Below are 19,492 nucleotides of genomic sequence, written 5' to 3'. Positions count from 1 at the left end.
TAAGGTAAAATAATGCGTAAGATTCGTCGCGACGATGAAGTCATCGTTATCGCAGGTAAAGACAAGGGCAAGCGCGGCAAGGTTGTGCGCGTATTGCAGAACGATCGCCTGATCGTTTCCGGCATCAACATGATCAAGAAGCACCAGAAGCCGAACCCTATGCTGGGTCAGCAGGGTGGTATCGTTGAGAAGGAAGCGGCCATCGCTACTTCTAACGTTGCCATCTTCAACGCTCAGACTGGCAAGGGTGATCGCGTGGGCTTCAAGCTGCTGGAAGACGGCACCAAAGTCCGCTTCTACAAGTCCACCGGCGAAACCATCGTTGGTGATAAGTAAGGAGATTGGTGCAAATGTCTAGATTGAAAGCGCTTTACGCAAACGAAGTTAAGCAGCAGCTGAAAGACGAGCTGAACTGCCCGAACGTCATGGCCGTTCCTCGCGTTACCAAAGTAACCCTGAACATGGGTGTTGGTGAAGCACTGGGCGACAAGAAACAGCTGGAAAATGCTGTTGCTGATATGACCGCTATCGCTGGTCAGAAGCCGATCGTTACCAAAGCACGCAAATCCATCGCGGGCTTTAAAGTACGTGAAGGCTGGCCGATCGGTTGTAAAGTCACCCTGCGTGGCGAACGTATGTGGGAATTCCTGGATCGTCTGGTAGACGTTTCTATCCCGCGTATCCGCGACTTCCGTGGCCTGAACCCGAAATCTTTCGATGGCCGTGGTAACTACAGCATGGGCGTTAAAGAGCAGATCATCTTCCCGGAAATCGACTACGACAAAGTCGACAAGCTGCGTGGTTTGGATATCACCATTACCACCACCGCGAAGAACAACGACGAAGGTCGTGCTCTGCTGGCTGCGCTGCAGTTCCCGTTCAAGAAATAAGAAGGGTTGAATAATGGCTAAGGTTTCAATGATTCAGCGTGAGCTCAAGCGCGAGAAGCTGGCAGCAAAGTTTGCCACCAAGCGTGCTGAACTCAAGGCAATTATCACAAGCCCGAACAGCTCTGAAGATGATGTTTGGGAAGCACAGGTCGCGCTGCAGAAGCTGCCGCGTGATGCTAGCCCGGTGCGTAAGCAGCGTCGCTGCCAGGTTACTGGTCGCCCGCACGCTGTATATCGCAAGTTCGGACTTTGCCGCAACAAGCTGCGTGAAGCAGCGATGCGTGGCGATGTCCCGGGCCTGAAAAAGGCGAGCTGGTAATCCGGCTCGCAAATGGTAAGCACGGTGGTCTGGGCAGGAAACTGCTACCGCATCGAGCTGCACTCAAGAGGACGTTAATAGCATGAGTATGCAAGACACCCTCGCGGATATGTTTACCCGTATCCGCAACGGCCACATGGCTGAAAAAGCCCATGTTGCCATGCCGTCTTCCAAACAGAAAGTTGCCATCGCAGCTGTTCTGAAAGAAGAAGGCTACATCGCTGACTTCGCCGTTGAAGGTGACGTCAAGCCGGTTCTGTCTGTCGAGCTGAAGTACTTCGAAGGCAAGCCGGTAATCGAAGAGATCAAGCGCGTAAGCCGTCCGTCTCTGCGTATCTACAAGAACGCATCGGAACTGCCGAAAGTCGCTGATGGTCTGGGTATCGCCATCATCTCTACCAGCAAAGGCGTCATGACTGATCGCGCTGCTCGCAAGGCAGGCATCGGTGGTGAAGTGGTCTGCACGGTCTTCTAAGAGGTATTCCAATGTCACGTATTGCGAAGAAACCCGTAGCAGTCCCGGCTGGCGTTGAGATCAAGCTGGCTGGCCAGTCTCTGACCGTTAAGGGCAAGCAGGGCGAATTGAGCCTTGATCTGCACCCGGTTGTGACTGCTGAACAGTCTGAAGGTCAGCTGGTTTTCGCTCCGCGCGATGGCGCCAAGCAGTCTATGGCACTGACTGGTACCACCCGTGCGCTGGTGAACAACATGGTGGTTGGTGTAAGTGAAGGCTTTTCCAAGACCCTGAATCTGCTGGGTGTTGGTTATCGTGCCCAGGCTAAGGGCAAGGTTCTGAACCTGACGCTTGGCTTCTCTCACCCGATCGATTACGAACTGCCCGAAGGCGTTACTGCCGAGACCCCTAACAACACTACTGTTGTTATCCGTGGTGCTGATAAGCAACGCGTAGGTCAGGTGGCTGCAGAAGTTCGCGCATTCCGTCCGCCGGAGCCCTACAAGGGTAAGGGTGTTCGTTATGAAGACGAATATGTACGCCGTAAAGAGGCTAAGAAGAAGTAAGGCAGGGTCATGAACGTTAAGAAACAAGCTCGTGTTCGTCGTGCGCGTCGTGTGCGCATGCAGATGCGTGAGCAGGGCGCCGTTCGTTTGTGCGTCAATCGCTCTCCGCGTCACATTTACGCGCAGGTTATCTCTGCTGACGGCAGCCAGGTTCTGGCCTCTGCGTCCACAGTAGAAAAGGATCTGCGTGAAGGTGCTACCGGTAACATCGAAGCAGCCAAGAAAGTGGGTGCTCTGATCGCCAGCCGTGCTAAAGAAGCCGGCGTATCCAAGGTAGCGTTTGACCGCTCCGGTTTTAAATACCACGGTCGTGTTGCAGCTCTTGCTGATGCTGCTCGCGAAGGCGGCCTGGAATTCTAAAGGTTTCTATTATGGCAAATCACGAACAGAAAGACGGTGAACTGCAAGAGAAGCTGGTTCAGGTTAACCGCGTCGCCAAAGTGGTAAAAGGCGGTCGAATCTTCGGTTTCACAGCACTGACTGTCGTAGGTGACGGTAACGGTCGCGTCGGCTTCGGTCGCGGTAAAGCACGCGAAGTACCTGTTGCTATCCAGAAAGCGATGGAGCAGGCTCGCCGTAACATGATCAGCGTACAGCTGAACGGCCACACTCTGCAGTACCCGGTGAAAGCCCGTCACGGTGCTTCCAAGGTATACATGCAGCCCGCATCTGAAGGTACTGGTGTTATCGCCGGTGGCGCGATGCGTGCTGTACTGGAACTGGCAGGTGTCCACAACGTACTGGCGAAGTGCTACGGCTCTACCAACCCGGTAAACGTAGTGCGTGCAACCATCAACGGTCTGAAGCAGATGTCTGCGCCGGAAGATGTTGCGGCCAAGCGTGGCAAGTCCGTTGAAGAGATTCTGGAGAGCTAAACGATGGCCAAGACTATCAAGGTAACTCAGACTCGCAGCACCATCGGTCGTCTGCCGAAGCACATCCAGACTGTTAAAGGTCTGGGTCTGCGTCGTATCGGCCACACCGTTGAGCTGGAAGATACTCCGGCTGTGCGCGGCATGATCAACAAAGTCAACTACATGGTTAATGTAGAAGGCGAATAAGAGGAGTCACCCAATGCGTCTGAATTCTCTGCGCCCGGGCGCCGGTTCCAAACACGCTCCCAAGCGTGTAGGTCGTGGTATCGGCTCCGGTCTGGGTAAAACTTGTGGCCGTGGCCACAAGGGTCAGAAGTCCCGTTCTGGCGGTAGTGTAAAACCGGGTTTTGAAGGCGGTCAGATGCCGATTCAGCGTCGTCTGCCGAAGTTTGGCTTCACTTCCCGTCAAGCGCGTTACGTTGCTGAGGTTCGTCTGAACGAACTGGCAGCTGCTGGTGTCGACACTGTTGACCTGGCTGCGCTGAAACAGGCTGATATCATTCGTGAAGAGATCAAATCTGCACGTGTGATTCTGTCTGGTGAGATCACAAAAGCAGTCACCGTTAAAGGTCTGAAAGTGACCAAAGGTGCACAGGCTGCGATCGAAGCTGCTGGCGGAAAAGTCGAGGCGTAAATGGCTAAGCAAGGACAAGTACCGGCGGGCATGCAGAGCGGTCTGAAAGAGCTTTGGGCTCGACTCAGATTTGTTCTGCTGGCGATCATTGTTTACCGGATCGGGGCGCATATCCCCGTACCTGGTATCAACCCGGATCGCCTTGCTGCGCTGTTTGATCAGAATCAGGGGACGATCCTTAGTCTCTTCAATATGTTTTCGGGTGGCGCTCTGGAACGCATGTCGATCCTGGCGCTGGGTATCATGCCCTACATCTCTGCCTCTATCATTATGCAGTTGATGACCGTTGTGAGCCCGCAACTGGAGCAGTTGAAGAAGGAAGGAGAGGCCGGTCGCCGCAAAATCAGTCAGTACACGCGCTACGGCACGGTCATACTGGCAACCTTGCAGGCACTGGGTATGTCGGTTGGCCTGGCCAACCAGGGTGTGGCTTTCGCAGCCGACTTCAGCTTCTACTTCGTTGCTGTCGTGACTCTGGTAGCCGGTGCAGTATTCCTGATGTGGCTGGGTGAGCAGATCACCGAGCATGGCATCGGTAACGGCATCTCTATTCTGATCTTTGCCGGTATTGTGGCCGGGTTGCCAAGTGCAATCGGCCAGTCCTTTGAAGCAGCGCGTCAGGGTGACCTGAATATCCTGGCGCTGCTGGCGATTGCGGTACTCGCAATCGCGACTGTGGGCTTTGTAGTGTTTATGGAACGTGGCCAGCGCCGCATCACCATCAACTATGCGAAGCGTCAGCAGGGCCGTCGTGTCTATGCTGCCCAGTCCAGCCATCTGCCGCTGAAGGTCAATATGGCGGGTGTTATTCCGCCGATCTTCGCGTCCAGTATTCTGCTGTTCCCGGCGTCTGTAGGCCAATGGTTTGGTCAGTCAGAAGGCATGGAATGGTTGCAGGATGTGGCTCTGGCCCTTGGGCCGGGACAGCCGTTGTACATTCTGCTGTTCGCAACCGCGATTGTATTTTTCTGCTACTTCTACACGGCAATTGTTTTCAATCCGCGTGACGTAGCAGACAACCTGAAAAAATCAGGTGCCTTTATTCCAGGGATCCGTCCCGGTGATCAGTCAGCACGATACATTGATACCGTGCTCAGCCGTCTGACTCTGTTTGGCGCGCTGTATATCACAGCCGTTTCGCTGATGCCCCAGTTCCTGGTGGTAGCGTGGAACGTACCCTTCTACTTCGGTGGCACCTCGCTGCTGATCGTAGTGGTGGTAGTGATGGACTTTATGGCTCAGGTGCAGTCACATCTGATGTCACACCAGTACGAATCACTGATGAAGAAATCGAATCTTAAAGGCGGCGCAGGACTGCTGCGCTAAGCCTAATGAGGTGGATCATGAAAGTACGTGCATCTGTTAAAAAGATTTGCCGTAACTGCAAGATCGTACGTCGCAACGGTTCCGTGCGCGTGATCTGCAAAGTGGAGCCCCGTCACAAGCAGCGCCAGGGTTAATCCACAGCTGGCCGGGAGTGGAGGTGCGTAGCCTTGATTTATTTTTGATCAGGGTGTAGTATTGCGCGCCTTCCACGAACTAAAGAATGACTGGTTCTGGTGAGCATCTCCCAGAACTCTTAATATGGAGTACATTGAATGGCCCGTATAGCTGGCGTCAATATTCCTGACAATAAGCATGCGGTAATTTCTCTGACTTACATTTTCGGGATTGGCCGCACGACTGCCAAACAGATCTGTGAAGCTACCGGCATCGCGCCGAGCACAAAGATCGCAGAACTGTCTGAAGAGCAGCTCGATAATGTTCGTGGTGAAATTGCCAAGTTGACTGTCGAAGGCGATCTGCGCCGTGAAGTCAACATGAACATCAAGCGTCTTATGGACCTCGGTTGCTACCGTGGCCTGCGTCACCGTCGTAACCTGCCGGTACGTGGTCAGCGCAGCAAAACGAATGCGCGCACCCGTAAAGGCCCGCGCAAGCCGATCCGTAAGTAAGCGATAGGAATTTCCGAATATGGCTAAGCCAGGTAATCGCACTCGTAAAAAGGTTAAAAAGCAGGTAGCGGATGGCCTCGCGCACATCCACGCCTCTTTTAACAACACTATCATCACCATTACCGATCGCCAGGGTAACGCTCTGAGCTGGGCAACTTCCGGTGGTTCAGGCTTCCGTGGTTCTCGTAAGAGCACACCGTTTGCTGCACAGGTTGCAGCTGAGCGTGCCGGTCAGGCAGCTCTGGAATACGGTCTGAAAAACCTCGACGTGTTTGTGAAGGGCCCGGGGCCGGGTCGTGAGTCTGCAGTTCGTGCACTGAACGGCTGCGGCTACAAGATCACAAATATCACGGACGTGACACCGATTCCGCACAACGGTTGTCGTCCGCCGAAGAAGCGTCGCGTTTAATCTGGAGACGGTAATATGGCTCGTTATCTTGGACCTAAGTGCAAGCTGTCCCGTCGTGAAGGCACCGATCTCTTCCTGAAGAGTGGTGTCCGCGCGCTTGACAGCAAGTGCAAAGCAGAAACAGTACCCGGTGTTCACGGTGCCCGTCGCGGTCGCCTGTCTGAATACGGTCTGCAGCTGCGTGAAAAACAGAAAGTACGTCGTATCTACGGCGTCCTGGAACGTCAGTTCCGTGGTTACTACAAAGAAGCAGCCCGTCGTAAGGGCTCAACAGGTGAAAACCTGCTGCAGCTTCTCGAAGGCCGCCTGGACAACGTTGTATACCGCATGGGTTATGGTTCTACCCGTGCCGAAGCACGTCAGGTTGTTTCCCATCGTCAGATCACTGTTAATGGTCAGGTTGTGAATGTTCCTTCCTACCAGGTACAGCCTGGCGACGTAGTAGCAGTTCGCGAAAAAGCCAAAAACCAGCTGCGTATCAAACACGCTCTGGAACTGGCTGCTCAGCGTGCTCCGGTTGAGTGGGTTGAAGTTGACTCTGCGAAGATGGAAGGGACTTACAAAGCCCTGCCGGAACGCAGTGATCTGTCAGCCGACATCAACGAGCACCTGATCGTCGAGCTCTACTCGAAGTAATTTTGAACTCTTGACTGGTGGAACTATGCAGCGTTCAGTAAACGAGTTTCTATACCCACGTCACATTGACGTACAGGAGATCAGCAAGACTCGCGCTAAGGTGACTCTCGAGCCGCTTGAGCGTGGGTTCGGCCACACTCTGGGCAATGCGCTGCGCCGTATCCTGCTCTCCTCCATGCCGGGATGTGCTATCTCGGAAGTGGAGATTGAAGGTGTACTGCACGAGTACAGCAGCATCGAGGGTGTTCAGGAGGATGTCATTGAGATCCTGTTGAACCTCAAAGGTGTTGCGGTTGCTCTGCATAACGGTGACGAAGCGCTCCTGACTCTTTCCAAGTCAGAAGCCGGAGCTGTGACCGCTGGTGATATCCAGCTGAATCAGGACGTCGAGGTTGCTAACCCCGACCACGTGATTGCACACCTGAACCCGGGTTCTACGCTTAACATGCAGCTGCGTGTAACGCGTGGTCGTGGCTACGTGCCTGCCGATGCGCGCACCAGCGACGAAGACGAAACTCGTGCCATTGGTCGCCTGCAGCTGGATGCCAGCTACAGTCCTGTTCTGCGCGTGTCCTATGCAGTTGAAAGTGCACGTGTAGAGCAGCGTACAGACCTGGATAAACTGGTGATCGATATTGAGTCTAACGGCACAATCGATCCCGAAGAGTGTATCCGTCGTGCAGCTACCATTCTGCAGCAGCAGCTGGTGGTCTTCGTAGACCTGGAAGATGCTGGTGAGCAGACCCGTTCTGAGCCGGATGAGCCGGAGATCGATCCTGTTCTTCTGCGTCCGGTTGACGATCTGGAGCTGACTGTACGTTCCGCGAACTGTCTGAAAGCAGAGCAGATCTACTACATTGGTGACCTGATTCAGCGCACCGAAGTAGAACTGCTGAAGACTCCTAACTTGGGCAAGAAGTCTCTGACTGAGATCAAAGACGTGCTGGCATCCAAAGGCCTGTCTCTGGGCATGCGCCTGGAAAATTGGCCGCCGGCCAGCCTGAAAGGCGACGATAAAGTCGCGTCTTGAGTCTGACTTCCAGCCCTAAGTTGCAAAGGATTTAGAAAATGCGTCATCGTAAATCTGGTCGACACTTAAATCGTACAAGTGCGCACCGCAAAGCGATGTTCAAGAACATGGCAGTCTCTCTGTTCGAGCACGAGCTGATCAAGACCACTCTGCCGAAAGCGAAAGAACTGCGCCGTTTTGCTGAGCCGCTGATTACTCTGGCCAAGACTGACTCGGTTGCTAACCGTCGTCTGGCGTTCTCCCGTACCCGCAGCAACGAAGCTGTAGGTAAACTGTTCAACGAGCTGGGCCCGCGTTACGCGGCTCGTCCTGGCGGTTACGTTCGCATTCTGAAATGTGGCTACCGTGCTGGCGACAAAGCCCCGATGGCTTACGTTGAGCTGGTTGATCGTCCTGCTGGTCAGGCTGTAGTTGAAGAAACTTCTGAAGATTAATTTCTTTAGCAGTTAACAAAAAACCCGGTGCCGCAAGGTCCCGGGTTTTTTTGTGTCTGCAGATCAGAGGAAGTGCCTGGCCATGCAGGGATGGAGAGGAGCATGCTGCTACATGCTCCATTCCCGGCAGGTTTACAGCATGGGTTTCAGGAAGCGTCCGGTATGGGATTGCTCGATGGCGGCGACCTGTTCCGGTGTACCGGTGGCAATGATTTCACCGCCACCACTGCCGCCCTCAGGGCCAAGATCCACAATCCAGTCGGCTGTCTTGATCACATCCAGGTTATGCTCAATGACCACGATGGTGTTGCCGTGTTCGCGCAAGCGATCCAACACATTGAGCAGCTGCTGAATATCGTAAAAGTGCAGGCCGGTTGTCGGCTCGTCCAGAATATAGAGTGTCTTGCCGGTATCGCGCTTGCTGAGCTCACGTGCAAGTTTCACACGCTGGGCTTCACCGCCTGACAGCGTTGTTGCTGCCTGGCCCAGACGAATATAACTCAGACCCACATCGATCAATGTTTGCAGGCGACGTGAGAGCGCCGGGATGGCATCAAAGAATTCACGCGCATCCTCGACGGTCATATCCAGCACCTCATCGATGCTCTTGCCCTTGTAGAGCACATCGAGAGTTTCGCGGTTGTAACGTTTGCCCTTACATACATCACAGGGTACATACACATCCGGCAGGAAGTGCATTTCCACCTTGATGACGCCATCGCCCTGACAGGCTTCACAGCGTCCACCCTTCACGTTAAAGCTGAAGCGCCCCGGTTTATAGCCACGCGAGCGAGCCTCCTGTGTGCCGGCAAAGAGTTCACGTATGGGGGTGAAGATTCCGGTGTAGGTGGCCGGGTTTGAACGTGGTGTGCGGCCAATCGGGCTCTGGTCGATATCAATGACCTTATCGAGCTGTTCCAGCCCTTCAATACCGTCATGGGGAGCGGCATCCAGCGTCGTGGCATGGTTCAGCACCGTTGCCGTGACCGGATAGAGCGTGCTGTTGATCAAGGTTGACTTGCCCGAGCCTGATACACCGGTAATGCAGGTCAGCAGGCCCAGCGGGATTTCCAGATCCACGTTTTTAAGGTTGTTACCGGTGGCGCCGGTGAGCTTGAGAACGCGTTCGTCATCTTTCGGCTTACGTTGGGGTGGTACTGCAATCTCACGTGTACCGCTGAGGTACTGGCCGGTAACCGAGTCAGGCGTGTCCATGATGGTTTGCGGTGTGCCTGCGGCAATCACCTGGCCGCCGTGTACGCCTGCGCCCGGGCCGATATCGATCAGATAGTCAGCCATGCGGATGGCATCTTCATCATGCTCAACCACAATTACGGTGTTACCCAGGTCACGCAGGTGTTCGAGGGTATGCAAGAGGCGTTCATTATCACGTTGGTGCAGGCCGATTGAAGGTTCGTCGAGCACATACATAACGCCGACCAGACCAGCACCAATTTGGCTGGCCAGGCGGATACGCTGGGCCTCGCCACCGGAGAGAGTTTCAGCGCTGCGTTCCAGGGACAGGTAATCCAGCCCCACATTGACCAGGAACGTCAGGCGCTCACGAATCTCTTTCAGGATCTTCTCGGCAATCTCACCCTGTTTGCCGCTGAGTGTGAGCTGTTCAAAATAATCCCGTGCCTGGCCAATAGGCATGCGTACCACATCGGCGATGGTGCGTTGATCAATAAAGACATGGCGTGCATCAGGGCGCAAACGGCTGCCATCACAGCTGGGGCATGCATGCATATTGAGATACTTGGCCAGATCATCACGAACGGTATCGGATTCCGTCTCACGATAACGGCGCTCAAGGTTGTTGATCACGCCTTCAAAGGGGTGTTCTTTTTTAACCTTGTCACCGCGATCATTGCGGTAATAAAAGGCGACATCGTCATTGCCGGAACCATGCAGCACAACACTCTGGTGTTCACTGGACAGTTGTTCGTATGGCGTGTCCAGATCAAAGCCATAATGCTGAGAGACTGCCTGCAGCTGCTGGAAGTAATACAGGCTGCGCTTGTCCCAGCCGCGGATGGCGCCCTGTGCCAGGGTCAGTGTCGGGTCCTGGATCAGCTTGCGCGGGTCAAAGTATTGCTTCACACCGAGGCCGTCGCACGAAGGACAGGCGCCGTGTGGGTTGTTGAACGAGAACAGGCGCGGTTCCAGTTCCTGGATGCTGTGACCACAGGTAGGGCAGGCAAAGCGGGCCGAGAACACCATCTCTTCCAGCCCGTCTTCCATCGGGATTACTCGCGCGATGCCGTCGGTGAGCTCCAGTGCTGTTTCAAAAGACTCGGCCAGACGTGTCTGCAGGTCATCACGGACCTTGATGCGGTCAACGACGACTTCAATGTCGTGCTTCTTGTTCTTGTCCAGCGTTGGTGCATCATCCAGATCAACTACCAGGCCGTCGATGCGTGCGCGGACAAAGCCCTGGCTGCGCAACTGGTCGAGCAGATGCAGGTGCTCACCCTTGCGTCCTTGAATGACAGGCGCCAGCAGCATCACCTTGCTGCCTTCGGGTAGCGCCAATACCTGATCAACCATCTGGCTGATGGTTTGCGCCGCCAGTGGAAGGTCGTGCTCCGGGCAGCGAGGCTCACCGGCACGGGCAAACAGCAGACGCAGGTAGTCGTAGATTTCAGTGATGGTGCCCACGGTTGAGCGCGGGTTATGAGAGGTCGACTTCTGTTCAATGGAAATGGCCGGTGACAGGCCTTCGATGTGGTCCACATCGGGCTTTTCCATCATCGACAGGAACTGGCGAGCGTAGGTGGACAGGGACTCAACATAGCGCCTCTGGCCTTCCGCGTAGAGCGTATCAAAGGCGAGAGAAGACTTGCCCGAGCCGGACAGGCCGGTGATCACGATCAGTTTGTCGCGGGGAATATCGAGGTCCACATTCTTCAGGTTGTGGGTGCGCGCACCCCGTACCAGAATCTTGTCCATTAGTGCTCCGCTGTCGCTGGCAAAAGAACCATTATAGAGCTTTGGCAGCGGGGGCTAAACCGCACTTATAGACTCTCGGGTATGGGGGCAATCAGCCTTACTATGACAACCGACGGTATGTTATTCTGGACGTTTGAATCCAGCGGCAGGATGCCTGCAGAGACGAACACCTGAAACGGGAGAGAACTAAATGGCGCGTGGTATTAACAAGGTCATTCTTGTCGGCAACCTGGGGGGCGACCCCGAGGTGCGTTACATGCCTAATGGCAATGCGGTCACCAACGTAACGCTGGCGACCAGCGATAGTTGGAAGGACAAGCAGACTGGTCAGATGCAGGAACGCACGGAATGGCACCGGGTTGTGTTCTTCAACCGACTGGCCGAGATTGCCGGTGAATACCTGCGCAAGGGTTCCAAGGTTTACGTTGAAGGTGCATTGCGTACCCGTAAATGGCAGGGCCAGGACGGTCAGGACCGTTACACCACTGAAATCGTTGCCAGCGAAATGCAGATGCTGGATAGCCGTGGCGGCGGCGGTGGTGATGCCGGTTATGGCCAGGGCGGAGACATGGGCTATGGCCAGCCGCAGCAGCAGGCTCCGCGTCGCCAGCCCCAGCAGCCTCCTCAGCAGCCGCAGCAGCAGGCGCCTCAGGCTCCGCAGCAGCCGGCACAGGGCTTTGACGACTTCGACGACGATATCCCGTTCTAAGCAACCTCGCTGTTGCTACACGTCGCGCTAGAAGCCCCGCATTGCGGGGCTTTTTCGTTAGTGCTCAACGGACCATGCGCGCTTGCCGCCAGATATTGATGCGGCCGCTCAGTAGGAAAAATACCAGCACGCCCAGTGCATACAGCATCTGCTCACCCAGCAGCATCAATACCAGTCCACACAGCAGGGTTGCCAGCAGGGCCATCCAGCGGGCCCAGCCCCGCAGCAGTACGCAACCCGCGGCCATGCTTAACAGGTAAACCAGAATGAAGTTACCGTTGGCGTAGCGCATCAGCTCTTCGATGCTCAGGCCCCAGCTCCAGCCTGCCAGGGCGCAGACGGCACAGGCAAAGACGACCAGGTTGAAGGCACGAGCCGGGACGCCGTGCCGGTTACGCTGTGCCAGCGATGCCGGCAGTTTGCCTTCATCTGCCAGACTCCAGAGCAGGCGGGCAAAACCCTGCAGATAAATATTGATGGATGCGAAGCAGGCCAGGTAACCGATGGCGGCTGCCAGCCAGCGCCAGTGTTCACCCCAGAGCAGAGCGACCAGCTGGGGCAGCGAGGTGGTGTTGCTTTGGTGATCACCATAGGTGCCAAAATTGACCACAGCGAGGGAGCAGGCCCAGTACACAGCGCCCGCCAGCAACACTCCAAGCAGCAGGGCCAGCGGGAAATCGCGTTGGGGGTTTTTGAACTCTTCACCCATATGGGTGAAGGCTTCCAGGCCGACAAAACACCAGAACATCAGCGCCAGGGCAGCGGGAATGGCGGACCACTGGGTACCGCTGATTGGCATGAGATCCGCCGTGTTGTCAGTAAGATCGCCAAGCCACCAGAAGGATGCCACCGTGGTGATGATAATCAGGGCAATGGCCGTCTGGACTTGGCCCGAGGCGCGGGCAGGCTTTTGCCCCAACACCAGCATCAGGCCCAGTGTCAGCAGCTGGATGGCCATATCACCGGTGGGTGTGATCGGTGCGATGGCGTACCAGAAACCGCTGGTCATTTTCAGCGCTGCCGGCAGCCCCACGGGGATTACGGCCAGAAACAGCAATGCCACGCTGCGCTCCATGGACAGGCCAAAGGCGCGGCCGATCAGTGAGGGCGCACCGCCGGCATGGGGGTACTGCTGTCCCAGTTTGGCGAACGTGAAGGCTACTGGCAGCACCAGCAGTGTCAGCAGGGGCCAGGCCCAGAGCGATGCCTCACCGGCCATTGCTGCGGCTGCCGCCGGAACCACAAAGATACCGGTGCCCAGGAGAGAGGTGGTTAGCAGGCCGATGCCCTGCAGCAGGCTTAATTCCCTGTTCAAGCGACTCATGGCAGTCATTCCAGACAGGCTCCCCGTTGAGGTTGCGGGAGCGGGTGATATTCAGTCAGAGGCGCATAGCCTACGCGCCCCGGCTGCTGGAAGGAGCTGTCAGAGCGCCGGCAATGAGCTGCACTTTGCCGGAAAATCGCGGCATAATGCAGCCGATGGCCAGGCTCGACTATCGCAGCTCAAAACGGCAGTCATTCAGGGTGCTCAGGGATAAGGAACGATCAGTTGGACAAGTTCGATCAGCAAATTCTGGCGTTGTTGCGCAATGATGCCCGCATGGCGGTTACGGCGATTGCTCGGCAGGTGAGTCTGTCACGTACGGCGGTGAGTGACAGGATTCGTCAGATGGAAGAGCGAGGCATTATTCGTGGTTATCACGCCGATGTCAGCGATGGTGAGCCCCCTGCAGTACGTGCCTTTCTGGAGCTGTTCTACAATGAGAGCCGCTGCGAAACCTATGTGGATAAAATCCGTGCCTTTCCCGAGGTGAAGCGCTGCTGTGGCATCAGTGGTGATACCGATATGCTGATCTATCTGGAAACGGCCAGCATGGAACGGTTGATCGAAATTCGGGCGGCCATTGAGGGTTTCCATAAGATGGTGCGCGTGAAAACCCATATCGTCATGAAAGAGTGGGATATGTAGCTGGGTGTGTGGCTCTATGCCGACACAGGTCATCAAATGATGTGACACAACCCCATGTTTGTCAGGGGCTTTTTCGTTTCTGAAAGGCAACTTTTTGCAGTGCAGCAGGTGTGCAGGGCAGATGAATAGGGTATGCTCGAAGTAACCTTACATCCGTTTTATTGCCAGCAGTGTCAGTTTGAGTTCAAGCCAAATGGTAGCCAGCGCTTATACAACCTCAGCTAAGGTCCTGGTCCTCGGGGCCGCCGGTCAGGTCGGCCATGCACTGGTCGAACTGCTTGAAAAGTCTCCGGGTATAGAGCCGATCGGCTTCACACGTCGTCAGATGGATATCACATCCGCGGATGCTGTTCGTCAGCAGCTGGAAAAGCATCTGCCGGATTACGTGGTCAACTGTGCTGGTTTCAACCGTGTGGATGCTGCCGAGCGCCAGGTTGATGAGGCGTTTGCCGTCAACCGTGATGGCCCTGCCAATTTGGCGACCGCCTGTGCGGCATTGAGTATTCCTTTACTCCATCTCTCATCCGATTATGTCTTCGATGGCCACTATGCCAGTGGTTACAGTGAAGGTGATGATCCGGCACCGCTGGGCACCTACGGCCGCAGCAAGTGGGAAGGGGAAGAAAAGGTACGCCAGCTGCAGCCGCAGCACCTGATTCTGCGCGTGAGCTGGATTTTCAGCGCACGGGGGCACAACTTCCTGTTGCGCATGCTGGAACAGGCGAGGCAGGAAAAAGAGATCGAAGCTGCTGATGACCGCCGCGGCTGTCCTACATCTGCCGATGATGTGGCCCGGGTCATTCTGGCGATTTTGCGTCAGCTGACCTGTGGTATCGATGTCTGGGGGACCTACCATTATTGTGGTGCCGAAATCACTACGCGGTATGGATTCAGTGAAGCGATTCTGGCGGCGGTACGTCAGTACGAAGAGCTGGAAGTGGAAACGCTTAAGGCGGTATCGACCGCGGACCTGCACCCATTGGCGGAACGGCCCGCTTCATCGGTACTCAAGTGCCGCAAGCTCCTGTCGACCTTTGGCATCCGACAGCGCCCCTGGCGCTCGGAGCTGCAGCGGGTCATTCGCGAAATCTATGGCGAGTCCTGAGACCCGCCATACCTCTACTCAATCACTTACAGACCCAGCGTGGGTGAGCGCGTAATGGCGACGGCCAGCACATAGCCAACACTGGCGAGTGCGGCCAGCAGGGCCAGGCTGCGCGTGCGCAGGTTGCGACCACGCTTGAGGGCAACGGTACCAAAACCGATATAGGCCAGCAGTCCGACCACCTTGGCGGTGAGCCAGTGATGGGTCAGCGGATATTGCGAGATAATCAGCATCAGGCCAATGGCACTCAGTAGCAAGAGCGTGTCGATGACATGCGGGGCAACTCTGAGCCAGCGCGCCTTGAGCGCACCCGGCCAGGCATACATGCACAGGGCTCTGATCATGAACAGCGTAATGCTCAGGCCCACCAGTGTCAGGTGGGTATGCTTCAGCATGAGGTAAGTATTCACTTGTGCGTCTATCCCTATAATCGTGGTCGTGTTGTGGCCTGAACCTGCGGCTGGCGCCGTATGTCCGGGGCAGCTCAATACGCAAGCACTATAACGGCCCGGCGAGGTGTTTTGAATCATATTGCGACAAACTTCGTTCGGGTGGGCGGACTGCAAAGCGGCGCATAACAGGGTAAAATGTGCGCTTTTACCAGTCAGAGACGTTAAGCGCGCGCATGAACGCAGACAAACAGGCCCAAGACCCTTTTCAGTCCATCCGCCCCTACCGGGACAATGAAGTCGAGGCGGTACTGCAGCGTCTGATACGGGATGACGAGTGCATCTCGGCATTGACCCGCTATCAGTTTCCGCGAGCTTCTGGCCCCCTGGGCTGGCTGCTTAAGCCCATGGTGCGTATTGCCGTGGCTGCGCGTGTCGGTGATATCGAGGATGTACACGGCTTCCAGATGATGGTGGCTGATTACATGCAGAAGATGATCGCCCGCACCACAACGCGCGTGAGCTGCTCGGGGCTGGAACGTCTGGATCCCAATGAGTCCTACCTGTTTGTGTCCAATCACCGGGATATCGCCATGGACCCGGCGTTCGTCAACTGGGTGCGTCATCAGGGTGGCATGTCTACCGTGCGCATTGCCATCGGGGATAACCTGCTGCGCAAACCCTACGTATCTGACCTGATGCGCCTCAACAAGAGCTTTATCGTCAACCGCTCGGCCAAGGGGCGTGAGATGATGACGGCACTGACGCAGTTGTCGTCCTATATCGATCACAGTGTCTGCAATGGCCACTCGGTATGGATTGCCCAGCGTGAAGGGCGTGCGAAAGACGGTAACGATCAGACCGACCCGGCGCTGATGAAGATGTTCTACATGTCACATCGCAAACAGCGCAGCCTGTCGGAAATGGTGGGTCGCCTGAATATCGTGCCCGTGGCGATCTCCTATGAACTGGACCCCTGTGATGCACTCAAGGCGGAAGAGCTGGCGGCGGTTGCCCTGCATGGGGCCTACGAAAAATCCGAATTTGAAGATATTGCCAGCATCGTGCGGGGTATCACCGGTAACAAGGGCGCTGTGCATGTCGGCTTCGGTGAGCCTCTGCAGGGTGAGTTCGAGTCTCCCGAAGCACTGGCCGAAGAGATTGATCGCCAAATCTACCTTAACTACCGTCTGCACCCGAGCAATCTGGCCGCAGCGGGCGAAAATGTTACCCCGGAGCAGCAGGCGGCCTTTGATCAGCGCATGAATGCGGTGAGCGATGAAGCCCGTCCTTTCCTGCAGGCCATGTATGCCAATCCGGTGCGCAACTATCATCAGGCACAGCAGGAGGCTTCATGAGTCAGCTTACCCATTTGAACGCCCATGGCGAGGCCCGCATGGTGGATGTCAGCGAAAAGGCTGTCACCGTCCGTGAAGCCACGGCCAGTGGCTGGGTTGAAATGAAGCCGGAAACGCTGGCGCTGATTCAGGATGGCGGGCACCCCAAGGGTGATGTGTTGGCTGTTGCCCGCATTGCCGGTATTCAGGCCGCCAAGAAAACCTCTGATCTGATTCCGCTGTGCCACCCCCTGATGCTCAGCTCGGTGAAGGTTGAGCTGACGCCGGAGCCGGAGTTGAACCGGGTGTCGATTGAGGCGCGTTGTCGCCTCAGTGCCCAGACCGGTGTGGAGATGGAAGCCTTGACGGCTGTGAGCGTGGCGGCACTGACCCTGTATGACATGTGCAAGGCGGTGGACAAGGGCATGCGCATCAGTGGTATCGAGCTGGTGGAAAAAACCGGTGGCAAAAGTGGCGACTGGCGCCGTGAGGACAACGCATGAAAGTGATTTATTTTGCCCGCGTGCGTGAGCAGCTGGGGGTGGATGAAGAAACTCTAACCTGTCCGGCGGGCGTGTCTACCCTGGCCGAACTGGTTGACTGGCTGGCTGCCGAGCGCGGTGCGCCCTGGGATAAGGTGCTGCAGGCGCCCGACCTGATCTGCGCAGTGAATCAGGAGGTGGTTGATCGTCAGGTGGCCGTGTCTGATCAGGATGAAGTGGCTTTCTTCCCGCCGGTAACAGGAGGTTGATGTGAGTGCCACCAACGCTGCACCCAAGGCATCACCCTTGCTGTTTCTGCGCTCGCTGCTCTATTACGCGGGCTTTTACCCGGTCACGATGGTGTTCTCGCTGATCTGTTTGATCATCGGTCCGCTGCTGCCATTTCGGACGCGCTTCAAGTTCCTGACCCTCATCAACTATTTCTATATTGCCTGGCTGCGTATCTGCTGTGGTGTCAAAGTGCGGGTTACGGGACGCGAGAATTTGCCGGCCGAGGGCAGTTATGTGGTGATCGCCAACCATCAGAGCGAATGGGAAACCCTCTACTTTCAGCTGCTGATTCGCCCACAGGCGGTGGTGCTCAAGCGCGAGCTGCTGCGTATTCCCCTGTTTGGCTGGGCGCTGGCGCTGTTGAAGCCGATCGCACTGGATCGCAGCAAGCGCCGCGGTGCACTCAAGCAGTTGCTGGAACAGGGCAAGGCCCGGCTGGCGGACGGCATTCCCTTGTTGATCTTCCCGCAGGGAACGCGACTGCCGGTAGGTAAACTGGGCAAGCTGAACAAGGGCGGCGCCATGCTGGCGGTCAGCAGTGAAGTACCGATTGTGCCGGTGGCCCATAATGCTGGCCTGTATTGGCCCGGCAAGTCCTTCATCAAGTACCCGGGCACGGTTGAAGTGGCGGTCGGGCCGGCGATTGCGACTCAGGGGCGTACGGTCGATGAGGTCCACAGTGAAAGTACTGCCTGGCTTGAAGCAGCGATGAAGCAACAGGGCAGTCTCGATTAGATCTGTTTGGTTCAGGCACAAAAAAACCGCTCACTGAGCGGTTTTTTTATGGCCGACCGGCAGGGCCGGTCGTACAAGTATCTCGCTTAGCCTTCAAATTTCTCGAACACCAGAGTGGAGTTGGTGCCGCCGAAGCCGAAGCTGTTGGACATGACGCGCTTGAGGTCTACGCCATCCTTGCGCTCGGTGACAACCGGCATGCCTTCGGCTTCCGGGTCCAGCTCTTCGATGTTGGCAGATGCACAGATGAAGTTATTCTGCTGCATCAGGATCGAGTAGATCGCTTCCTGTACACCAGTGGCGCCCAGAGAGTGACCTGTCAGGGACTTGGTAGAGCTGACCGGCGGCATGTCATCACCGAAGGTCTGCTTCATCGCTTTCAGCTCCTGGATGTCACCGGCCGGAGTGGAGGTGCCGTGGGAGTTGATGTAGTCGATGTCGCCGTCAACAGTGCTCATGGCTTGTTGCATGCAGCGGATGGCGCCTTCACCGGACGGGGCAACCATGTCGTAGCCGTCGGAAGTAGCACCGTAGCCCACCAGCTCGGCATAGATCTTGGCACCACGCGCCTTGGCGTGTTCCAGGTCTTCCAGTACCAGCATGCCGGCACCACCTGCGATGACGAAGCCATCACGGTTGGCGTCGTAGGCGCGGGAGGCTTTTTCCGGTGTTTCGTTGTACTTGCTGGACAGGGCGCCCATGGCATCGAACATGACGCTCAGGGACCAGTGCAGTTCTTCACCGCCACCGGCGAAAATTACGTCCTGTTTACCCAGCTGAATCTGCTCCATTGCGTTACCGATGCAGTGTGCGCTGGTGGCACAGGCAGAGGTTATGGAGTAGTTCACGCCCTTGATCTTGAACGGAGTGGCCAGACAGGCAGACACTGTAGAGCCCATGGTACGGGTCACGCGGTAAGGACCGACGCGGCGCACACCCTTGCTGCGCAGGATATCGGCGGTTTCCACGATATCGGCAGACGAAGCGCCACCGGAGCCCGCGATCAGGCCGGTGCGTACATTGGATACCTGGTCTTCACTCAGGCCGGAATCTTCGATGGCCTGCTTCATCGCCAGGTAGGTGTAGGCAGAAGCGTTGCCCATGAAACGGCGCAGCTTGCGGTCAATCAGGCTGTCCAGATCGATATCGATGCTGCCCGCTACCTGACTGCGGAAGCCCAGCTCTTTGTATTCCGGCTGGAACTTGATGCCGGAACGGCCCAGTTTCAGTGATTCCAGGACGGTTTCCTGGTCATTACCCAGGCAGGAAACGATTCCCATACCGGTCACTACGACGCGTCGCATGTGTAGCCTCTCTTCAA

27 protein-coding genes are annotated in these 19,492 nt (G+C 56.2%); 23 read left to right on the top strand and 4 right to left on the bottom strand.

Annotated elements, in window-relative coordinates:
• The first annotated feature begins 12 nt into the window (after window positions 1–12).
• The 16 genes from rplX to rplQ all read left to right on the top strand — a co-directional run bounded on the left by rplX (window position 13) and on the right by rplQ (window position 8,202).
• Window positions 13–336, top strand: a complete 324-nt coding sequence (rplX, locus tag BW956_RS17815) for a 50S ribosomal protein L24 (RefSeq protein ID WP_010324093.1) — start codon at window positions 13–15, stop codon at window positions 334–336.
• A gap of 14 nt (window positions 337–350) precedes the next feature.
• Complete coding sequence (gene rplE, locus BW956_RS17810; protein ID WP_076464909.1) at window positions 351–890, top strand: 50S ribosomal protein L5; 540 nt, start codon at window positions 351–353, stop codon at window positions 888–890.
• Window positions 891–903: 13 nt separating this feature from the next.
• Window positions 904–1,209 (top strand): 30S ribosomal protein S14, encoded by a 306-nt coding sequence (rpsN, locus tag BW956_RS17805; RefSeq protein ID WP_010324091.1) that lies wholly within the window; start codon window positions 904–906, stop codon window positions 1,207–1,209.
• A gap of 82 nt (window positions 1,210–1,291) precedes the next feature.
• Complete coding sequence (gene rpsH, locus BW956_RS17800) at window positions 1,292–1,684, top strand: 30S ribosomal protein S8 (RefSeq protein ID WP_010324090.1); 393 nt, start codon at window positions 1,292–1,294, stop codon at window positions 1,682–1,684.
• 11 nt (window positions 1,685–1,695) lie between these two features.
• Window positions 1,696–2,229: a 50S ribosomal protein L6 gene (gene rplF / locus BW956_RS17795; RefSeq protein WP_076464906.1), complete on the top strand. Its 534-nt coding sequence runs from the start codon at window positions 1,696–1,698 to the stop codon at window positions 2,227–2,229.
• A gap of 9 nt (window positions 2,230–2,238) precedes the next feature.
• Window positions 2,239–2,589: a 50S ribosomal protein L18 gene (rplR, locus tag BW956_RS17790; protein WP_010324088.1), complete on the top strand. Its 351-nt coding sequence runs from the start codon at window positions 2,239–2,241 to the stop codon at window positions 2,587–2,589.
• Between the two features lie 11 nt (window positions 2,590–2,600).
• Window positions 2,601–3,104 (top strand): 30S ribosomal protein S5, encoded by a 504-nt coding sequence (gene rpsE / locus BW956_RS17785; protein ID WP_010324087.1) that lies wholly within the window; start codon window positions 2,601–2,603, stop codon window positions 3,102–3,104.
• Between the two features lie 3 nt (window positions 3,105–3,107).
• On the top strand, window positions 3,108–3,290 hold the full coding sequence (rpmD, locus tag BW956_RS17780) for a 50S ribosomal protein L30 (protein WP_010324086.1): 183 nt from the start codon (window positions 3,108–3,110) through the stop codon (window positions 3,288–3,290).
• Between the two features lie 13 nt (window positions 3,291–3,303).
• Entirely contained in the window at window positions 3,304–3,738 is a 435-nt protein-coding gene (gene rplO, locus BW956_RS17775) for a 50S ribosomal protein L15 (RefSeq protein WP_010324085.1), read from the top strand.
• The gene (secY, locus tag BW956_RS17770) at window positions 3,739–5,064 is read left to right on the top strand and encodes a preprotein translocase subunit SecY (RefSeq protein WP_029511213.1); all 1,326 of its coding nucleotides are present in this window, start codon (window positions 3,739–3,741) and stop codon (window positions 5,062–5,064) included. It begins immediately after the preceding gene.
• Between the two features lie 17 nt (window positions 5,065–5,081).
• Complete coding sequence (gene rpmJ, locus BW956_RS17765; protein ID WP_007021200.1) at window positions 5,082–5,198, top strand: 50S ribosomal protein L36; 117 nt, start codon at window positions 5,082–5,084, stop codon at window positions 5,196–5,198.
• Between the two features lie 138 nt (window positions 5,199–5,336).
• Window positions 5,337–5,693 (top strand): 30S ribosomal protein S13, encoded by a 357-nt coding sequence (gene rpsM, locus BW956_RS17760; RefSeq protein ID WP_010324083.1) that lies wholly within the window; start codon window positions 5,337–5,339, stop codon window positions 5,691–5,693.
• A 19-nt stretch (window positions 5,694–5,712) separates the two neighbouring features.
• Window positions 5,713–6,102: a 30S ribosomal protein S11 gene (rpsK, locus tag BW956_RS17755; protein ID WP_010324082.1), complete on the top strand. Its 390-nt coding sequence runs from the start codon at window positions 5,713–5,715 to the stop codon at window positions 6,100–6,102.
• A gap of 15 nt (window positions 6,103–6,117) precedes the next feature.
• Entirely contained in the window at window positions 6,118–6,738 is a 621-nt protein-coding gene (rpsD, locus tag BW956_RS17750) for a 30S ribosomal protein S4 (RefSeq protein WP_010324081.1), read from the top strand.
• 25 nt (window positions 6,739–6,763) lie between these two features.
• Window positions 6,764–7,768: a DNA-directed RNA polymerase subunit alpha gene (locus BW956_RS17745; RefSeq protein WP_010324080.1), complete on the top strand. Its 1,005-nt coding sequence runs from the start codon at window positions 6,764–6,766 to the stop codon at window positions 7,766–7,768.
• A 38-nt stretch (window positions 7,769–7,806) separates the two neighbouring features.
• Window positions 7,807–8,202 carry a 50S ribosomal protein L17 gene (gene rplQ / locus BW956_RS17740; protein WP_010324079.1) on the top strand — a complete coding sequence of 132 codons (396 nt, stop codon included), beginning with the start codon at window positions 7,807–7,809 and terminating at the stop codon, window positions 8,200–8,202.
• Window positions 8,203–8,334: 132 nt separating this feature from the next.
• Here rplQ and uvrA read toward each other — a convergent pair whose 3' ends face one another.
• Window positions 8,335–11,154, bottom strand: a complete 2,820-nt coding sequence (gene uvrA, locus BW956_RS17735) for an excinuclease ABC subunit UvrA (RefSeq protein WP_076464903.1) — start codon at window positions 11,152–11,154, stop codon at window positions 8,335–8,337.
• Between the two features lie 190 nt (window positions 11,155–11,344).
• On the opposite strand from uvrA, the gene ssb reads away from it, so the two are divergent.
• The gene (ssb, locus tag BW956_RS17730) at window positions 11,345–11,863 is read left to right on the top strand and encodes a single-stranded DNA-binding protein (protein ID WP_010324077.1); all 519 of its coding nucleotides are present in this window, start codon (window positions 11,345–11,347) and stop codon (window positions 11,861–11,863) included.
• Window positions 11,864–11,927: 64 nt separating this feature from the next.
• On the opposite strand, the gene yjeH is transcribed toward ssb, so the two are convergent.
• Window positions 11,928–13,187: an L-methionine/branched-chain amino acid transporter gene (gene yjeH, locus BW956_RS17725; protein WP_076464900.1), complete on the bottom strand. Its 1,260-nt coding sequence runs from the start codon at window positions 13,185–13,187 to the stop codon at window positions 11,928–11,930.
• 225 nt (window positions 13,188–13,412) lie between these two features.
• Here yjeH and BW956_RS17715 point away from each other — a divergent pair, with 225 nt between their 5' ends.
• Both BW956_RS17715 and rfbD read left to right on the top strand, forming a co-directional pair.
• Window positions 13,413–13,832: an Lrp/AsnC family transcriptional regulator gene (locus BW956_RS17715; RefSeq protein WP_076464894.1), complete on the top strand. Its 420-nt coding sequence runs from the start codon at window positions 13,413–13,415 to the stop codon at window positions 13,830–13,832.
• 178 nt (window positions 13,833–14,010) lie between these two features.
• On the top strand, window positions 14,011–14,937 hold the full coding sequence (gene rfbD, locus BW956_RS17710; protein ID WP_244894389.1) for a dTDP-4-dehydrorhamnose reductase: 927 nt from the start codon (window positions 14,011–14,013) through the stop codon (window positions 14,935–14,937).
• 26 nt (window positions 14,938–14,963) lie between these two features.
• On the opposite strand, the gene BW956_RS17705 is transcribed toward rfbD, so the two are convergent.
• Complete coding sequence (locus BW956_RS17705; RefSeq protein WP_010324073.1) at window positions 14,964–15,347, bottom strand: SirB2 family protein; 384 nt, start codon at window positions 15,345–15,347, stop codon at window positions 14,964–14,966.
• 215 nt (window positions 15,348–15,562) lie between these two features.
• Here BW956_RS17705 and BW956_RS17700 point away from each other — a divergent pair, with 215 nt between their 5' ends.
• Genes BW956_RS17700 through BW956_RS17685 form a run of 4 tightly spaced genes read left to right on the top strand, consistent with a single transcriptional unit; the run spans window position 15,563 to window position 18,171 of the window.
• Window positions 15,563–16,684 (top strand): 1-acyl-sn-glycerol-3-phosphate acyltransferase, encoded by a 1,122-nt coding sequence (locus BW956_RS17700; protein ID WP_076464887.1) that lies wholly within the window; start codon window positions 15,563–15,565, stop codon window positions 16,682–16,684.
• Window positions 16,681–17,166, top strand: coding sequence for a cyclic pyranopterin monophosphate synthase MoaC (gene moaC, locus BW956_RS17695; RefSeq protein WP_076464884.1), 486 nt, complete (start codon window positions 16,681–16,683; stop codon window positions 17,164–17,166). Before BW956_RS17700 ends, moaC begins: the two co-directional genes overlap by 4 nt.
• The gene (gene moaD, locus BW956_RS17690) at window positions 17,163–17,414 is read left to right on the top strand and encodes a molybdopterin converting factor subunit 1 (protein ID WP_076464882.1); all 252 of its coding nucleotides are present in this window, start codon (window positions 17,163–17,165) and stop codon (window positions 17,412–17,414) included. Before moaC ends, moaD begins: the two co-directional genes overlap by 4 nt.
• Before the next feature lies 1 nt (window position 17,415).
• Window positions 17,416–18,171: a lysophospholipid acyltransferase family protein gene (locus BW956_RS17685; RefSeq protein ID WP_076464879.1), complete on the top strand. Its 756-nt coding sequence runs from the start codon at window positions 17,416–17,418 to the stop codon at window positions 18,169–18,171.
• Between the two features lie 86 nt (window positions 18,172–18,257).
• On the opposite strand, the gene fabB is transcribed toward BW956_RS17685, so the two are convergent.
• On the bottom strand, window positions 18,258–19,475 hold the full coding sequence (gene fabB / locus BW956_RS17680) for a beta-ketoacyl-ACP synthase I (protein ID WP_076464876.1): 1,218 nt from the start codon (window positions 19,473–19,475) through the stop codon (window positions 18,258–18,260).
• Window positions 19,476–19,492 lie beyond the last annotated feature (17 nt).

The organism is Marinobacterium stanieri (genome assembly GCF_900155945.1).
Classification (GTDB): Bacteria; Pseudomonadota; Gammaproteobacteria; order Pseudomonadales; family Balneatricaceae; genus Marinobacterium; species Marinobacterium stanieri.
Note: the sequence above shows the minus strand (reverse complement) of the source record. Positions and strands in the feature narration are given on the sequence as shown.

What these genes read in the sequence shown, in the direction of transcription:
- rpsK (WP_010324082.1), top strand. Translation starts at nt 5,713, where the DNA reads ATGGCTAAGCCAGGTAATCGCACTCGTAAAAAGGTTAAAAAGCAGGTA.
- rpsH (WP_010324090.1), top strand. Translation starts at nt 1,292, where the DNA reads ATGAGTATGCAAGACACCCTCGCGGATATGTTTACCCGTATCCGCAAC.
- rpsD (WP_010324081.1), top strand. Translation starts at nt 6,118, where the DNA reads ATGGCTCGTTATCTTGGACCTAAGTGCAAGCTGTCCCGTCGTGAAGGC.
- moaD (WP_076464882.1), top strand. Translation starts at nt 17,163, where the DNA reads ATGAAAGTGATTTATTTTGCCCGCGTGCGTGAGCAGCTGGGGGTGGAT.
- BW956_RS17700 (WP_076464887.1), top strand. Translation starts at nt 15,563, where the DNA reads ATGAACGCAGACAAACAGGCCCAAGACCCTTTTCAGTCCATCCGCCCC.
- rplE (WP_076464909.1), top strand. Translation starts at nt 351, where the DNA reads ATGTCTAGATTGAAAGCGCTTTACGCAAACGAAGTTAAGCAGCAGCTG.
- BW956_RS17745 (WP_010324080.1), top strand. Translation starts at nt 6,764, where the DNA reads ATGCAGCGTTCAGTAAACGAGTTTCTATACCCACGTCACATTGACGTA.
- secY (WP_029511213.1), top strand. Translation starts at nt 3,739, where the DNA reads ATGGCTAAGCAAGGACAAGTACCGGCGGGCATGCAGAGCGGTCTGAAA.
- fabB (WP_076464876.1), bottom strand. Translation starts at nt 19,475, where the DNA reads ATGCGACGCGTCGTAGTGACCGGTATGGGAATCGTTTCCTGCCTGGGT.
- rpsM (WP_010324083.1), top strand. Translation starts at nt 5,337, where the DNA reads ATGGCCCGTATAGCTGGCGTCAATATTCCTGACAATAAGCATGCGGTA.
- ssb (WP_010324077.1), top strand. Translation starts at nt 11,345, where the DNA reads ATGGCGCGTGGTATTAACAAGGTCATTCTTGTCGGCAACCTGGGGGGC.
- uvrA (WP_076464903.1), bottom strand. Translation starts at nt 11,154, where the DNA reads ATGGACAAGATTCTGGTACGGGGTGCGCGCACCCACAACCTGAAGAAT.
- rplR (WP_010324088.1), top strand. Translation starts at nt 2,239, where the DNA reads ATGAACGTTAAGAAACAAGCTCGTGTTCGTCGTGCGCGTCGTGTGCGC.
- rplX (WP_010324093.1), top strand. Translation starts at nt 13, where the DNA reads ATGCGTAAGATTCGTCGCGACGATGAAGTCATCGTTATCGCAGGTAAA.
- rplQ (WP_010324079.1), top strand. Translation starts at nt 7,807, where the DNA reads ATGCGTCATCGTAAATCTGGTCGACACTTAAATCGTACAAGTGCGCAC.
- rpsE (WP_010324087.1), top strand. Translation starts at nt 2,601, where the DNA reads ATGGCAAATCACGAACAGAAAGACGGTGAACTGCAAGAGAAGCTGGTT.
- rpmD (WP_010324086.1), top strand. Translation starts at nt 3,108, where the DNA reads ATGGCCAAGACTATCAAGGTAACTCAGACTCGCAGCACCATCGGTCGT.
- moaC (WP_076464884.1), top strand. Translation starts at nt 16,681, where the DNA reads ATGAGTCAGCTTACCCATTTGAACGCCCATGGCGAGGCCCGCATGGTG.
- rplF (WP_076464906.1), top strand. Translation starts at nt 1,696, where the DNA reads ATGTCACGTATTGCGAAGAAACCCGTAGCAGTCCCGGCTGGCGTTGAG.
- rplO (WP_010324085.1), top strand. Translation starts at nt 3,304, where the DNA reads ATGCGTCTGAATTCTCTGCGCCCGGGCGCCGGTTCCAAACACGCTCCC.
- rpsN (WP_010324091.1), top strand. Translation starts at nt 904, where the DNA reads ATGGCTAAGGTTTCAATGATTCAGCGTGAGCTCAAGCGCGAGAAGCTG.
- yjeH (WP_076464900.1), bottom strand. Translation starts at nt 13,187, where the DNA reads ATGAGTCGCTTGAACAGGGAATTAAGCCTGCTGCAGGGCATCGGCCTG.
- rpmJ (WP_007021200.1), top strand. Translation starts at nt 5,082, where the DNA reads ATGAAAGTACGTGCATCTGTTAAAAAGATTTGCCGTAACTGCAAGATC.